The following is a 13,566-nucleotide window of genomic DNA, read 5'->3' as shown; positions in this document are numbered from 1 at the left end:
GGCGTCCTGGATGCCGGGGCTTACTTCACGGGGAGGGGCGTGCGGCTCTAGTCGAACCAGCCGCCGCCGTTGCCCTTCTTCTCGGTCTTCACGTTGACCGCCTGGTTCGGCTGGCCCGGCGTGCCCGGCACCGGGTCCTGCTGGTGGACGCGGGCGTCGCCGTCGGAGGATCCGTCGACGTTGCCCAGCTGGTAGCCGTTGGCGGCGAGCGTCGCGCGGGCCTCGTCGAGGGTCTGGCCGATGATGAACGGCACCGGCTGGGCCGTCTGCTGCGGGCCCTTGGAGACCTTCAGCGCGATCTGGACGTCCTTGGGCTGGTCGGTGTTGCCGTTGGGCGTCTGGCCGATGACCGTGCCCGCGGGCTGGTCGGAGTCCACGTCCTGACGGGCCACGTTCTCGAAGCCGAGCAGTTTCAGGTCCTGGACCGCCTGGTCGTAGGAGCGACCGGTGACGTCCGGCAGGCGCGACTTCTCCTTCTTCGCCACGGTGATCGTGACCTCGGAGTTCTTCTCCGCCTTCGAGCCGCCCTCGGGGCTCTGACTGAGCACCCGGCCCGGCTCCTGGTCGGACTCCTCGTACTTCACGGTGACCTTGAAGCCCTTTTCGCGCAGCGCCTCCTCGGCGCTCGCCTGCTGCTTCTCGGTGACGTCCGGCACCTCGATCTGCGGGGCGCCCTCGGAGACCACCACGGAGACCGTCTCGCCGACGTTCATCTTCGCCTCGGGCGTGTACAGCGGCGTCTGGCTGCAGATCGCGCCCTTCGGCTGCTCACAGCGCTCGGAGCCGCTCTGCACCACCTTGACCTGCGAGTTCGCCGCCAGGCCCTCCGCTTCCTTCAGCGTCTTGCCGACCAGCTGCGGCACGGGCACCTGGTCCGCGCCGTCCTTGGACTTGAACAGCGCCTGGCCGATGAGGATCGCGCCGATCAGCACCAGGATGCCCGCGAGGACCAGCAGGATCGTCGAGGTGTTCGACTTCTTCTGGCGTCGGCGGTCCGGGCGGTCGTCATAGCCGTAGCCGCCGTCGTCCGGGCTCATCGGTGGCAGCATCGTCGTCTGGCCCGCCGGGTCCGCCTGGCGCAGCGCCGTCGTCGGCTGGTCCTCCGGCGGATAGCCGCCGTAACCCCCGCCGTAGCCGACGGCGCTCATCGCGGCGGTCGCCGCGACCGGCTGGCCGTCCAGGCACGCCTCGATGTCCGCGCGCATCTCGTCGGCGGACTGGTAGCGGTAGTCGGGGTCCTTGACCAGCGCCTTGAGGACGATCGCGTCCATCTCCGGCGTGATCTCGGGGTCGAAGACGCTCGGCGGCTGCGGCTCCTCCCGCACGTGCTGGTAGGCCACGGCCACCGGCGAGTCGCCGATGAACGGCGGCCGCACCGTCAGCAGCTCGTACAGCAGACAACCGGTGGAGTACAGGTCGGAACGGGCGTCGACCTGCTCGCCCTTGGCCTGCTCCGGCGAGAGGTACTGGGCCGTGCCGATCACCGCCGCGGTCTGCGTCATGGTCATGCCCGCGTCGCCCATGGCGCGCGCGATGCCGAAGTCCATGACCTTGACCTGGCCGGTACGGGTCAGCATGACGTTCGCCGGCTTGATGTCGCGGTGCACGATCCCGGCGCGGTGCGAGTACTCCAGCGCCTGCAGGATGCCGACCGTCATCTCCAGCGTGCGCTCGGGCAGCAGCTTGCGCCCGGAGTGCAGCAGCTCACGCAGGGTCGAGCCGTCGACGTACTCCATCACGATGTACGGGATGGACACCCCGTCGACGTAGTCCTCGCCGGTGTCGTAGACCGCGACGATCGCCGGATGGTTGAGCGAGGCGGCGGACTGGGCCTCACGGCGGAACCGGGCCTGGAAGGACGGGTCACGGGCGAGGTCCGCCCGCAAGGTCTTCACGGCGACGGTGCGGCCGAGCCGGGTGTCGTGCGCGAGGTACACCTCGGCCATGCCACCACGGCCGAGCACCGAGCCCAGCTCGTACCGGCCGCCGAGGCGACGCGGCTCTTCCATAGCTTCTCCAGCCCTCTCCGTCTGTCCCGACCGCACCCGTGTGTGGTCCGGCGGTGTGTGCTGTCCGCGCATACGCTACCGGCCGTGGGAAGGCGCTTCGTCCGCCGACCGCCACCTGATACCCGACCGGTATCCGGCCCGGGAGATCAGCTCCTGCTCTTCACTACCGCCTTCATCACGGCCTTCGCGATCGGGGCCGCCAGACCGCCACCGCTGATGTCCTCGCGGTCCGTGCCGCCCGCGTCCTCGACGATCACGGCCACCGCGACCGGGGAACCCTGGTCGGTCTTGGCGTAGGAGATGAACCAGGCGTAGGGACGCTTGGCGTTCTTCTCGCCGTGCTGCGCCGTACCCGTCTTGCCGCCGACCTTCACGCCGTCCATGTTCAGGTCGGCGTTGCCGCCGGTGCCGTTCTCGACGACGTTCTCCATCATCCGCTGGAGCAGCTGCGCGTTCTCCGGCGAGACGGGGCGGCTCAGCTCCTTCGGCTCGTTCTGCTGGATCACGTCGAGGTTCGGCGCCACCAGCTTGTCGATCATGTACGGCTGCATCAGCTTGCCGTCGTTGGCGATCGCGGCCGTCACCATGGCCATCTGCAGCGGCGTGGTCGCCGTGTTGAACTGGCCGATGGACGACAGCGCGTTGCCACCCCGGTCGGCCGTCTTGTCGTAGACGGAGGCGACGGCGCGGACCGGGGTGAACTGCTCGGCGTTGAAGCCGAACTTCTCCGCCATCTCGACCATCTTGTCGCGGCCGACGTCGTCACCGAGCTTGGCGAACACCGAGTTGCACGACACCCGCAGCGCCTCGTTCAGGCTCGCGTTGGCACAGCCGCCGTGCTGGTTCTTCATCGGCACCCGGGAGAGCGGGATCTTCCAGCCCTCGGGGGTGTCCGTCGCCGCGTCGATGTCCTTGACCGCGCCGTTCTCCAGCGCCGCCGCCGCCGTGACCACCTTGAAGACGGAGCCGGGCGGGTAGATCTCCCGCAGCGCGCGGTTCAGCTTCGGCTTGTCCTTGTCCTTCTCCAGCGCCTGCCACGCCTTGGCGTCCGCGTTGTGGTAGCCCGCGAAGGACGCCGGGTCGTACGACGGCGTCGAGGCGAGCGCCAGGATCTTGCCCGTCGACGGCTCGATCGCGACGACCGCGCCCGTCTTCGACCCGAGACCCTTGTACGCGGCCTTCTGCGCCGCCCCGCTCAGGGTGGTGACGACGTCGCCGCCCTTCTTCTTCTCGCCGGTGAACATCGCGAGCGTGCGGTCGAAGAACAGCCGGTCGTCGTTGCCGGTGAGGATGCCGTCCTCGATCTTCTCGATCTGGCTGGCGTCGAAGGCCTGCGAGGCGTAACCCGTCACCGGAGCCCACATCGGGCCGTCGACGTACGTCCGCTTGAACTGGTAGAACTCGTCGCCCGAGTCGACCGAGCCGGTGATCGGCTTGCCGTCGACGATGATGTTGCCCCGCTCGCTCGCATAGCGCTCGATCGTGACCCGCTTGTTCTTCGGGTGGGCGTTGAGCTCGTCGGCGCGCACGTACTGCAGCCAGTTGTCCCGCACCAGCAGGGCGAAGATCAGCAGGCCGCAGAAGATCGCGACGCGGCGCAGCGGCTTGTTCACGGACGGACCACCTGCGTCATCTCGGCGTCGGGGTTCGGGGCGGGGGAGGGCGCGGGGCGGCGCGCGGTGTCGCTGATACGGATCAGCACGCCGATCAGCGCCCAGTTGGCGATCACGGACGAACCACCGTAGGCGAGGAACGGCATCGTCATACCGGTCAGCGGGATGAGGCCCATCACACCGCCGGCGACGACGAAGACCTGCAGCGCGAACGCGCCCGACAGGCCCATCGCCAGCAGCTTGCCGAACGGGTCGCGCGCCGCGAGGGCGGTGCGCACACCACGCTCGATGATCAGCCCGTAGAACAGCAGGAAGACCATCACACCGGTGAGGCCGAGCTCCTCGCCGACGGTGGCGAAGATGAAGTCGGAGTTCGCGGCGAACATGATCAGGTCGGAGTTGCCCTGGCCGAGGCCCGTGCCCAGGATGCCGCCGGAACCGAAGGACATCAGCACCTGCGTCATCTGGTCACAGGCGTTCAGCATGTTCGGGTCGGTCGCCGTCTTCAGACAGCCGAACGGGTCCAGCCAGGCCGCGACACGGGACTGCACGTGGCCCGCGAAGGAACTCACGGCGACCGCGCCGGCCGACGCCATCAGCAGACCCATCACGATCCAGCTGGTCCGCTCCGTCGCCACGTACAGCATGATCACGAACATGCCGAAGAACAGCAGCGACGTACCGAGGTCGTTCTCGAAGACCAGGATGAGGAGGCTGACCGCCCAGATCGTCAGGATCGGGCCGAGGTCACGGCCGCGCGGAAGGTACAGCCCCATGAAGCGGCGGCTGGCCAGCGCCAGCGCGTCCCGCTTCACCATCAGGTAGCCGGAGAAGAACACCGCGAGGACCAGCTTGGCGAACTCACCGGGCTGGATCGAGAAACCGCCGACCCGGATCCAGATCTTGGCGCCGAAGACGTCCGCGCCGAGGCCCGGGACGAGCGGCAGCAGCAGCAGCACGAGCGCCGCCACCATCGAGATGTACGTGTAGCGCTGCAGGACCCGGTGGTCCTTCAGCAGCAGCAGCACACCCACGAACATGGCGATGCCGATCGCCGAGTACATCATCTGGTTCGGGGCGTCCGGACTGAACGAGCCGTACGCGCGCTTCGCCTGGGCGATCAGCCGCGGCGACTGGTCCAGGCGCCAGATCAGCACCAGGCCCATCCCGTTGAGCAGCGTCGCCAGCGGCAGCAGCAGCGGGTCCGCGTACGGCGCCCACTTGCGCACCACGAGATGCGCGACGCCCGCGAGCAGGCCGAGCCCGAGCCCGTACCCCGCCATGCCCGGCGGCACCTTGCCGTCGATCGCCAGACCGACGTTCAGGTACGCGAACACCGGGATGGCGACGGCGAACGCCAGCAGCGCCAGCTCGGTGTTCCGGCGGCTCGGCGCCTCGATGGCGCCGATGGTGGTCGTGTTGGTGACAACGCTCATGGTGGTGAAAGGCCCCCTACGGGTCTGCTTACTGCTTGCCGCAGTTCGAGGCCAGCTTCTGCTCCTCCGAGGACAGGGTGGGCCCGGGGGACGGCGCGGCTGTGGTGGGCTTGGGGTTCGGCGACGCGGAGCCTTCCGCGGACGGCGGCGGGCTCGCCTTGTCCGCCGCGTCCGCGGCGGCCTTCTGGCGCTGCTCGGTCTTCTTGCAGGCCGAGGCCTGCACCGCCAGCTCGGCGATCTTCGTCTTCGCCTTGGCGAGGCTGCCGCCCGCGATGGTGTCCTCGACCTGCTTGCGCTGGTACGCCGGCAGGTACTTGAGTTCGATCTCGGGGTGGTCCGCCTCGACCTCCGAGAGCCTCACCCAGGCCAGGTCCTGGCTGATGCCCCGGTACAGCGCCACGTGCTCGTCCTTGGTGCCCACGTAGTACTGCGTCTGCGTCCAGCGGTACCCGCCGTACAGGCCGCCGCCGATCACACCGAGCGCCAGCACCAGGAAGAAGGACCGCTTCAGCCACTTGCGGCCGGAGCGCGGCTTCACGAAGTCGTCCTCCGCGTACGCGCCGAAGGAACCCTGCGGCGGCATCCCGCCGTAGCCGTGGTCGTCGCCGCTGCCGGGCGGGCCGAAGCCGCCCGCCGGAGGCTGCTGGTGCGGCGCCGGCCGGCCGAGCCCGGAGGCGCGGCCCGCGGGGGTGTGCATCGCGCCGCCGTCGTGCAGCGGCGACTGGTTCTCCGCGACCGCGCCCACGATCACCGGGGTGTCACTGAGGTGGCCGGCGAGGGTGTCGCCGCCGTCGACGTCGAGGACGTCGGCGACGATCACCGTGATGTTGTCCGGACCGCCGCCGCGCAGCGCGAGCTGGATCAGCTCCTGCACGGTCTCCTGCGGGCCCTGGTAGCTGGCGAGGGTCTCCTCCAGCGTCTGGTGCGACACCACGCCCGACAGGCCGTCGGAGCACACCAGATAGCGGTCGCCCGCCCGCACCTCGCGGATCGACAGGTCGGGCTCGACGTGGTCGCCACTGCCCAGCGCGCGCATGAGGAGCGACCGCTGCGGGTGGGTGGTGGCCTCCTCCTCGGTGATCCGGCCCTCGTCGACGAGCCGCTGCACCCAGGTGTGGTCCTGCGTGATCTGGGTGAGCACGCCGTCCCGCAGCAGATACGCGCGCGAGTCGCCGACGTGCACCAGACCGAGGCGCTGCCCCGTCCACAGCAGGGCGGTGAGCGTCGTGCCCATGCCCTCCAGCTGCGGGTCCTCCTCGACCATCATCCGCAGCTGGTCGTTGGCGCGCTGCACCGCCGTACCGAGCGAGGTGAGGATGTCGGAGCCGGGGACGTCGTCGTCGAGCGTCACCAGAGTGGAGATCACCTCGGAGGAGGCGACCTCACCGGCGGCCTGGCCGCCCATGCCGTCGGCGATCGCGAGCAGCCGTGGACCGGCGTAGCCGGAGTCCTCGTTGCCCTCGCGGATCATGCCCTTGTGCGAGCCCGCGGCGAAGCGCAGTGACAAGCTCATGCCCACCTGCCCTGTCGGCGCCGCCTCGGGGTGCCGCCGGTCTCGAGCCACACTGCCCACCCTCCGGTCGGGAGCCCGTACCCGCCCTGGCCCGCTGCCCGGGCTGCCGCGCGGTCCTCGGGGCGGCCCTTCGTGGGGACCGTCCCGGCGCGCTCGCTCCGCTCGCTCATTTTCGTACTACTTCCGCAGCTCGATGACGGTCTTGCCGATGCGGATCGGCGCGCCCAGCGGAATCGGCGTGGCGGTGGTGAGGCGGGTCCGGTCGAGATACGTGCCGTTGGTGGACCCGAGGTCCTCGACGATCCACTGACCGTCCCGGTCCGGGTAGATCCTGGCGTGCCTGCTGGACGCGTAGTCGTCGTCCAGCACGATCGTCGAGTCGTGGGCGCGGCCCAGCGTGATGGTCTGCCCCTGGAGGGCGACCGTCGTGCCGGTGAGGGTGCCCTCGGACACGACGAGCTTGGTCGGGGCGCCGCGGCGCTGCCGCCCGCCGCCCGCGGCCTGCTGGCCGCCCCGCTGCTGCGGAGGCGCGGCGGCCTGGCGCCCGCCCTGCTGCGGGCGTGCCTCCTGGCGCCGCGAACCGCGCTGGGTGACCCGCGTGCCGAACAGGTCGCTACGGATGACCTGGACGGCCACGATGACGAACAGCCACAGAACGGCCAGGAAACCCAGCCGCATGACCGTCAGGGTCAGCTCTGACATTGCCCCCGCTTCACCCTTCGGCTTGCCGGTAAACGATGGTGGTGCTGCCCACGACGATCCGCGAGCCGTCGCGGAGCGTAGCGCGGGTGGTGTGCTGCCCGTCCACCACGATGCCGTTGGTGGACCCGAGATCCGTGATCGTCGAGGGCGTTCCGGTCCGGATCTCGCAGTGCCGGCGCGAGACGCCGGGATCGTCGATCCTCACGTCCGCGTCGGTGCTGCGGCCGAGGACCAGGGTCGGGCGGGAAATCTGGTGACGGGTGCCGTTGATCTCGATCCAGCGGCGGACCTGCCCGCCGCCCGCGGCGGACACGGGCGCGGGACCGCCGGGACGGCCCGCGGCCGGAGCCGAAGGACGGTGACCGGGCATGGCCGGAGCGCCCGGCGGCGGCGCCGCGGGCATCGGCGGGGCACCGGCCGGAGGGTAGCCGTAGCCACCGCGCGGCGGCTGCTGCTGACCCGGACCGGGTTGCGGGGCGTGCCCGCCGGCGGGCTGCGGCTGTGACGTACTCGACGCGAGCGTACGGCTCCGCACCCGGTACAGACCGGTGTCGAGGTCGTCGGCCTTCTCCAGGTGGACCTTGATCGGGCCCATGAAGGTGTACCGCTGCTGCTTGGCGTAGTCCCTGACCAGGCCGGCGAGCTCGTCGCCGAGCTGGCCCGAGTACGGGCTGAGGCGCTCGTAGTCCGGCGCGCTCAGCTCCACGATGAAGTCGTTGGGGACGACCGTCCGCTCGCGGTTCCAGATCGTCGCGTTGTTGTCGCACTCGCGCTGGAGCGCGCCGGCGATCTCGACGGGCTGGACCTCGGACTTGAACACCTTGGCGAAGGTGCCGTTGACCAGACCTTCAAGTCGCTGTTCGAACCGCTTCAGGACTCCCATGGGGCACCTCCTCCGTCGTTGTCGTCCTGGTACTGCTTACTGATCGTATCCACGCGTCGGGAAATCGGCTGGTTCCCCTTCTCTGCCCTGTGGACGAGTGTCACCTCTCACAGACCTTCCGCGGGCCTTTCCCCAGGGATCGTAGAGGTGGCCTGTGGACAGTGTCCCGCACCGGGGACCGGAGCAGGAGTGCCACGTGCGTCACCTCGGCTCGGCGCCGGCTGGTCGGGCACGTGGGGGTCGGCGGGCTTGTTCGGCTCGGCGGGCTCGTGGGGCCTGTGGGACTTCTTCGGCTCGTGGGGCTCGTGGGGCCTGTGGGACTTCTTCGGCTCGTGGGGTTCTTCGGTCTTGCTCCTCCGGCTCTCCGGCTCCCGTCCAATCTCCTCTCTCCGTGTCCCTCCTTCTCTCTCCTCATCTCCCGCGCACCTCCGCTCACCTTCCCCGGCGTCCCTCCTCCCGTCCCTCCTCACTCCTCCTCCGCCGGGGAGGGGTCGAAACAACGGATGTGAATCCGCCGTCTCCGACGTGCTAATCTTCAGATGTCGCCAGGCGAACGCACCGAAAGGTGAGGGAGCCCGGAGACCACCCAATGCGCGGGTGGCGGAATAGGCAGACGCGCTGGATTCAGGTTCCAGTGCCCGAAAGGGCGTGGGGGTTCAACTCCCCCCTCGCGCACCAGACGGAAGCCCCGTAGGTCAACGACCTACGGGGCTTCCGCGTTGTTTGCGGCGGGTGCGGGTGCGGGTGCGGGTGCGGGTGCGGGTGCGGGTGCGGGGCGGGTTTCTGGGGGCGCGGGGCGTGGGGAGCGGCGCAACCTTCGTCGGTGGGGGCCGCGACGAAAGAGGACGGCGGGCGGGCGCGGGCCGCGCCTATCGTGCGAGCGTGGAAGCTCCTACGAAGATCCGGACCGTCAGGACCTGGCTCGGCGCCGGGTGGCGCTGGTTCGCGGTGCCGGGGCAGTGGTCGCGGCGCAGGACCGCGGGCGAGGTGGTGCTCGCCGTGGTCATGGCGCTGCTGGCCGCCGGCACCGAGGACCTCCTCGGCGGGGAGGGCTGGGCGCTCGCGGGCGTCGCCGTGGCCTCGGCCGTGCTGTCGCTGCTGCGGCGCCGGCTGCCCGTGACGGTGCTCGTCGTCACGTCGTTCCTCGCCCCGTTCCTTCCGGGCTTCCTGGCGCTGCTGATCCTGGTCGGCTGGTCGGCGGGGCGTTACATCCCGGGCGCCGGGCGGGCCCTGGCCGCGGCCACCGCCGCGTACGTCCTGAACATCGCCGGCACGGTCCTGGAGATGTGGGACACACACCGGATCCTGACCGTCACGTTCATCTCGACGCTGTACTTCCTGGCGACGACGCTCGCTCCCGGACTCGCCCACCGCTACTGGGCTCAGCGCAGGACGCTGCTGCACGCGCTCCAGGAGCGGAACGCGCAGCTGCTGCGGGAGCGGGCGATGATCGCGGGCCAGGCCAGGATGCGGGAGCGGCAGCGGATCGCCCAGGACATGCACGACAGCCTCGGCCACCAACTGGCGCTGATCTCCGTGCACACCGGAGCCCTGGAGGTCGACCCGCATCTGACCGACCGCCAGCGGGAGGTGGTGGGGGTGCTGCGGAAGGCGTCCATGGACGCCATGCACGAGCTGCGGGAGGTCGTCGGCATCCTGCGCGACGGCGTCGAGGCCCCGGACGACGGGCCCGGCGGGCCGGTGGGGCGGCCCGGTGACGAGACGGGACGGGCGGCGCGGGGGACCGCCGGTATCGAGGGGCTCGTCACCGCCGCCCGCTCCGCCGGGACCACCATCGGCCTGACCCGTCGGGGCGAGCCACGGGCGCTCGCGCCCGCGGTCGACCACGCCGCGTACCGGATCGTCCAGGAAGGCCTGACGAACGCCTACAAGCACGCGCCGGGCGCCCCCATCAGCGTGGAGGTGCGCTACGAGCCGGACGCCTTCGTCGTCGAGGTGCTGAACGAGGAGACGACCGAGCGGCCCGCGGCGGTCGTCAGCGGCGGGCAGGGCCTGACCGGACTGCACGAGCGGGCGCGCCTGGTCGGCGGCATCGTCCACGCGGGCCCCGCCGACGGCGGCGGCTTCCGGGTCGCCGGAGTCCTGCCGTACGGGTCGGTGGAGGCGGCGCCGTACGTGGACCCCTACGCCGATGTGTACGCCGACGCGTATGCCGATCCGTCGGCGGCCGTCTCGGCGCAGAGGGCGGTGCTCGCTGCGGCGGTGCAGACGTCGGACGGTGCCGGTGCCGGTGTCGTGCCGTACGGGGGTGCGCGGGCGGTTCCCTACGCCGCGTCTTTCGTCGATGCGGCCGACGACTTCCGGCAGCAGTCGAAGAGGGGGCCGCGAGGCCACCGTGGTCAGGTCGCAGTCGGACCGTCCGACTGGACGGTGACCGAGCGGGAGCTGGCGATGGCATTGCAGGCGGGCAAGGGCAGGAGCAAGAGCGGCGGGATAGCGCTGGGCTGCGGGATCGCGTTCGCGGCGCTCGTGCTGCTGCTGGTGGCCGGAGGCTTCGGCCTCTACTTCCTGATGGGCTCGATGTCGAAGGGGATGATCGACCCGGCCGAGTACGACGCCGTCAAGGTCGGGCAGAGCGAGAAGGAGGTCCGTGACCGACTTCCTTCGGGCGACACCATCGCGACGACCGGGCTGCACGGAAAGGGGCCCGCGGAGCCCGAGGGATCGACGTGCCTGGTGCTGATGAGCTCGGAGGTGGGGGACAGCTTCGACTCGGAACCCGTTTTCCGGTTCTGCTTCAAGGACGGCAAGCTGATCGAGAAGAAGTCGTACGACGTCGTGCGCTAGGGCGGTCGGTGCCCGGCGCTGGGGGCGGGCCCTGACCTGGGGCGCGGCCCGCTCGTACCGCTAGCCGTTGGGGAGTGGCTGTGACAGGGCTCGGGGCAGGGACCGGAGCAGAGGCAGGAGCCGGGGCCGGGGCGGGAGCCGGAGTGCGGGCAGGGGCGAGTACGGTGACGGCGTCCGGGGTGGAGCGGCCGATCAGGGTCGTGATCGCCGACGACGAGCCCTTGATCAGGGCCGGAATCCGCATGATCCTCACCTCGGATCCGCAGATCGAGGTCGTCGCCGAGGCGACGAACGGCCGCGAGGCCATCGACCTGGCGCGCGCCCACGCTGCCGACGTGGTGCTGCTCGACATCCAGATGCCCGTGCTCGACGGCCTGTCCGCCCTGCCGGAGCTGCGCCGGGCGGCGCCGGGGACGAAGGTGATCGTGCTGACGACCTTCGGCGAGCGGGAGAACGTCCTGCGCGCACTGGAGCACGGCGGAGCCGGGTTCCTGCTGAAGGACACCGCGCCGGCCGAGCTGATCCGCGCCGTGCGGGCCGCTGCCGCGGGCGACGCGTATCTCTCCCCGGCTGCCACCCGGCATGTGGTCGAGCAGCTCGCCTCGGGCCGGGAGGCGGCGCGCGCGGAGGAGGCCCGGCAGCGGCTGACCGCGCTCAGCGAGCGGGAGCGTGAGGTCCTGGCGCTGCTGGGCGAGGGGCTCTCCAATGCCGACGCCGGCCGGCGGCTGCACATGAGCGAGGCCACGGTGAAGACGTATGTCAGCCGGATCCTGGCCAAGCTGAACTGCGAGAACCGGGTGCAGGCGGCGCTGCTCGCCCGGGACGCCCGCCTCTAGCTAGGGCTTCGCGGCGGCGTCGGGCTTCGCGGCGGGGGCGCCGGTGTCGCCCGCCGCGTTGTAGCGGAGCAGATAGGACGCGAACGCGGCGAGGTCCTCGGCCGACCAGTCCTTGAGGCGTTCTTCGTACGCGGCGAGGCGGCTGGCCTGGGTGGAGGCGAGGACCTGGGTGCCCGCCTCCGTCGGGTGCAGCACCTGGACGCGGTGGTCGTCGGGGTCGGGCCGCCGCTCGACCAGGCCCAGCTTCTCCAGGGCGGCGACCTGGCGGCTGACCGTCGACTTGTCCAGCAGGTAGTGGGCCGCGAGATCGGTGGCCCGGCAGCCCTGCCGGTCGTCGATGTGGGCAAGCAGCGTGTACGAGACCAGCGACAGCTCCGGGTGGAGCCGGGCCGCGGCGGCTCGCGCCCGGCGGGCGAAGGCCGTCAGCTCCCGCTGGATGACGTCGAGGGATGTCTCCCGCGCGCCCTCGCTCATGGTGCGCTCCTTGTCGCCGCAACGGCCGGACCCGTCGGTTGGCCGGACCCTCGCTATCAGTTGTATAGTACAACGGTAATTTAGTTGTAAAAGCCAACCATGGAGGTTCCGGTGTCCGTGTCCGCAGGACCGACCACCAAGGGAGCACTGCGCCACGTCCTCGGCCACCTGCTCACCCCCCTGCTGATGTGCATCGGCATGGGCCTCGCCTACCTCGGCGCCTTCCACGCCCCCCAGCCCCACGACCTGCGCGTCGACATCGTCGGCTCCGGACCCCAGACCCAGGTCCTCGCACAGACCCTCCAGGACAAGGGCGCCGGCGCCCTCGACGTCCGCACCGTCCCCGACCGCGCCACCGCCACCGCCGCCCTGCGCGACCGGTCCAGCTTCGGCGCCTACATCCCCGGCGCGGACACCGACACCCCCGAACTCCTCGTCGCCTCCGCCTCCTCCGACACCAGCGCGATGGCCGTCGAGAAGGTCTTCACCAAGGTCGCCGCCACCCACGGCGACCCGCTCAAGGTCACCGACGTCGCCCCCGTCGCCTCCGGCGACCCCACAGGACAGGGCATCTTCTTCCTCCTCGTCGCCCTCAGCATCGGCTCCTACGCCTCCGTCGCCGTCATCGGCGGCGCCGGAGCCGTCCTGCCCATGCGCGTCAGGGCGCTTCTCGCCGCCGGCATGTCCCTCGTCGTCAGCCTCATCGGCACCGTCTTCGCCGGCCCCCTCTTCCACCTCGTCGACCACGGCCTCGGCGGCGTCTGGGCCCTCTCCTGGCTCTACTGCGCCGGCGTCCTGCTGATCGGCGTCGGACTCCACACCTTCCTCAAGCGCTGGACCACCCTCGGCGTGATGGTGCTGTTCGTGATGCTCAACTTCACCAGCTCCGGCGGCATCTACCGGCCCGAACTCCAGCCCGGCTTCTTCGGCTCCCTGCACGCCTTCTGGAACGGCGCCGGATTCGTCGAAGGCCTCCGCGGCCACGTCTACCTCGACGGCCACGCCCTCGGCGGCAACGTCCTCGTCCTCGCCCTCTGGCTCCTCGCCGGCATCGCCCTGACCGTCACCGCCGGCCTCACCGAAGCCCGCCGCCACCCCGCCACCCGGACCGACGAGCGGACAACGCCTCGCACCGACCAGGAAACGGAGGAGGAGATCGAGGAGGCGGTCGCCGTCTGACCTGCCGAAACAGAGCTGTCCACAGGCCGTTGTCCACAGGGGCAGACGGCCTCGTGGACCCGGCGGTACCGTCAGGGCCAGTCGACACAGCCGATGTCGGCAGGACAGCGACG

The 13,566-nt window shown here is 70.7% G+C and carries 10 protein-coding genes and 1 tRNA gene; 4 read left to right on the top strand and 7 right to left on the bottom strand.

Annotated features, from left to right (window positions below; translation table 11 throughout):
* Nucleotides 1-47: 47 nt before the first annotated feature.
* The 6 genes from pknB to ABTZ91_RS10535 all read right to left on the bottom strand — a co-directional run bounded on the left by pknB (nucleotide 48) and on the right by ABTZ91_RS10535 (nucleotide 8,156).
* Nucleotides 48-2,009: a Stk1 family PASTA domain-containing Ser/Thr kinase gene (pknB, locus tag ABTZ91_RS10560; protein ID WP_352076766.1), complete on the bottom strand. Its 1,962-nt coding sequence runs from the start codon at nucleotides 2,007-2,009 to the stop codon at nucleotides 48-50.
* Nucleotides 2,010-2,155: 146 nt separating this feature from the next.
* On the bottom strand, nucleotides 2,156-3,622 hold the full coding sequence (locus ABTZ91_RS10555) for a penicillin-binding transpeptidase domain-containing protein (protein WP_352076765.1): 1,467 nt from the start codon (nucleotides 3,620-3,622) through the stop codon (nucleotides 2,156-2,158).
* Nucleotides 3,619-5,058: an FtsW/RodA/SpoVE family cell cycle protein gene (locus tag ABTZ91_RS10550; protein ID WP_352076764.1), complete on the bottom strand. Its 1,440-nt coding sequence runs from the start codon at nucleotides 5,056-5,058 to the stop codon at nucleotides 3,619-3,621. The genes ABTZ91_RS10555 and ABTZ91_RS10550 overlap by 4 nt, the downstream gene beginning before the upstream one ends.
* A gap of 28 nt (nucleotides 5,059-5,086) precedes the next feature.
* Nucleotides 5,087-6,571: a Stp1/IreP family PP2C-type Ser/Thr phosphatase gene (locus ABTZ91_RS10545; protein WP_352076763.1), complete on the bottom strand. Its 1,485-nt coding sequence runs from the start codon at nucleotides 6,569-6,571 to the stop codon at nucleotides 5,087-5,089.
* 177 nt (nucleotides 6,572-6,748) lie between these two features.
* Nucleotides 6,749-7,273 carry an FHA domain-containing protein gene (locus tag ABTZ91_RS10540; protein ID WP_345486927.1) on the bottom strand — a complete coding sequence of 175 codons (525 nt, stop codon included), beginning with the start codon at nucleotides 7,271-7,273 and terminating at the stop codon, nucleotides 6,749-6,751.
* Between the two features lie 10 nt (nucleotides 7,274-7,283).
* Nucleotides 7,284-8,156: a DUF3662 and FHA domain-containing protein gene (locus tag ABTZ91_RS10535; protein ID WP_352076762.1), complete on the bottom strand. Its 873-nt coding sequence runs from the start codon at nucleotides 8,154-8,156 to the stop codon at nucleotides 7,284-7,286.
* 591 nt (nucleotides 8,157-8,747) lie between these two features.
* Here ABTZ91_RS10535 and ABTZ91_RS10530 point away from each other — a divergent pair.
* The 3 genes from ABTZ91_RS10530 (at nucleotide 8,748) to ABTZ91_RS10520 (ending at nucleotide 11,800) form a co-directional block, all read left to right on the top strand.
* Nucleotides 8,748-8,834: transfer RNA gene (locus ABTZ91_RS10530), tRNA-Leu, on the top strand.
* A 204-nt stretch (nucleotides 8,835-9,038) separates the two neighbouring features.
* On the top strand, nucleotides 9,039-10,964 hold the full coding sequence (locus ABTZ91_RS10525; RefSeq protein ID WP_352076761.1) for a histidine kinase: 1,926 nt from the start codon (nucleotides 9,039-9,041) through the stop codon (nucleotides 10,962-10,964).
* A gap of 164 nt (nucleotides 10,965-11,128) precedes the next feature.
* Nucleotides 11,129-11,800 carry a response regulator transcription factor gene (locus ABTZ91_RS10520; protein ID WP_352076760.1) on the top strand — a complete coding sequence of 224 codons (672 nt, stop codon included), beginning with the start codon at nucleotides 11,129-11,131 and terminating at the stop codon, nucleotides 11,798-11,800.
* Here ABTZ91_RS10520 and ABTZ91_RS10515 read toward each other — a convergent pair whose 3' ends face one another.
* Nucleotides 11,801-12,274: a MarR family transcriptional regulator gene (locus ABTZ91_RS10515; RefSeq protein WP_352076759.1), complete on the bottom strand. Its 474-nt coding sequence runs from the start codon at nucleotides 12,272-12,274 to the stop codon at nucleotides 11,801-11,803.
* A gap of 99 nt (nucleotides 12,275-12,373) precedes the next feature.
* Here ABTZ91_RS10515 and ABTZ91_RS10510 point away from each other — a divergent pair, with 99 nt between their 5' ends.
* Nucleotides 12,374-13,453, top strand: coding sequence for a hypothetical protein (locus ABTZ91_RS10510; RefSeq protein WP_352076758.1), 1,080 nt, complete (start codon nucleotides 12,374-12,376; stop codon nucleotides 13,451-13,453).
* The last annotated feature ends 113 nt before the right edge of the window (nucleotides 13,454-13,566 follow it).

Source organism: Streptomyces sp. NPDC126499, assembly GCF_040302485.1.
Taxonomy (GTDB): domain Bacteria; phylum Actinomycetota; class Actinomycetes; order Streptomycetales; family Streptomycetaceae; genus Streptomyces.
This window is presented reverse-complemented; position numbering and strand designations above follow the sequence as displayed.

What these genes read in the sequence shown, in the direction of transcription:
- pknB (WP_352076766.1), bottom strand. Translation starts at nt 2,009, where the DNA reads ATGGAAGAGCCGCGTCGCCTCGGCGGCCGGTACGAGCTGGGCTCGGTG.
- ABTZ91_RS10540 (WP_345486927.1), bottom strand. Translation starts at nt 7,273, where the DNA reads ATGTCAGAGCTGACCCTGACGGTCATGCGGCTGGGTTTCCTGGCCGTT.
- ABTZ91_RS10510 (WP_352076758.1), top strand. Translation starts at nt 12,374, where the DNA reads ATGGAGGTTCCGGTGTCCGTGTCCGCAGGACCGACCACCAAGGGAGCA.
- ABTZ91_RS10535 (WP_352076762.1), bottom strand. Translation starts at nt 8,156, where the DNA reads ATGGGAGTCCTGAAGCGGTTCGAACAGCGACTTGAAGGTCTGGTCAAC.
- ABTZ91_RS10550 (WP_352076764.1), bottom strand. Translation starts at nt 5,058, where the DNA reads ATGAGCGTTGTCACCAACACGACCACCATCGGCGCCATCGAGGCGCCG.
- ABTZ91_RS10545 (WP_352076763.1), bottom strand. Translation starts at nt 6,571, where the DNA reads ATGAGCTTGTCACTGCGCTTCGCCGCGGGCTCGCACAAGGGCATGATC.
- ABTZ91_RS10515 (WP_352076759.1), bottom strand. Translation starts at nt 12,274, where the DNA reads ATGAGCGAGGGCGCGCGGGAGACATCCCTCGACGTCATCCAGCGGGAG.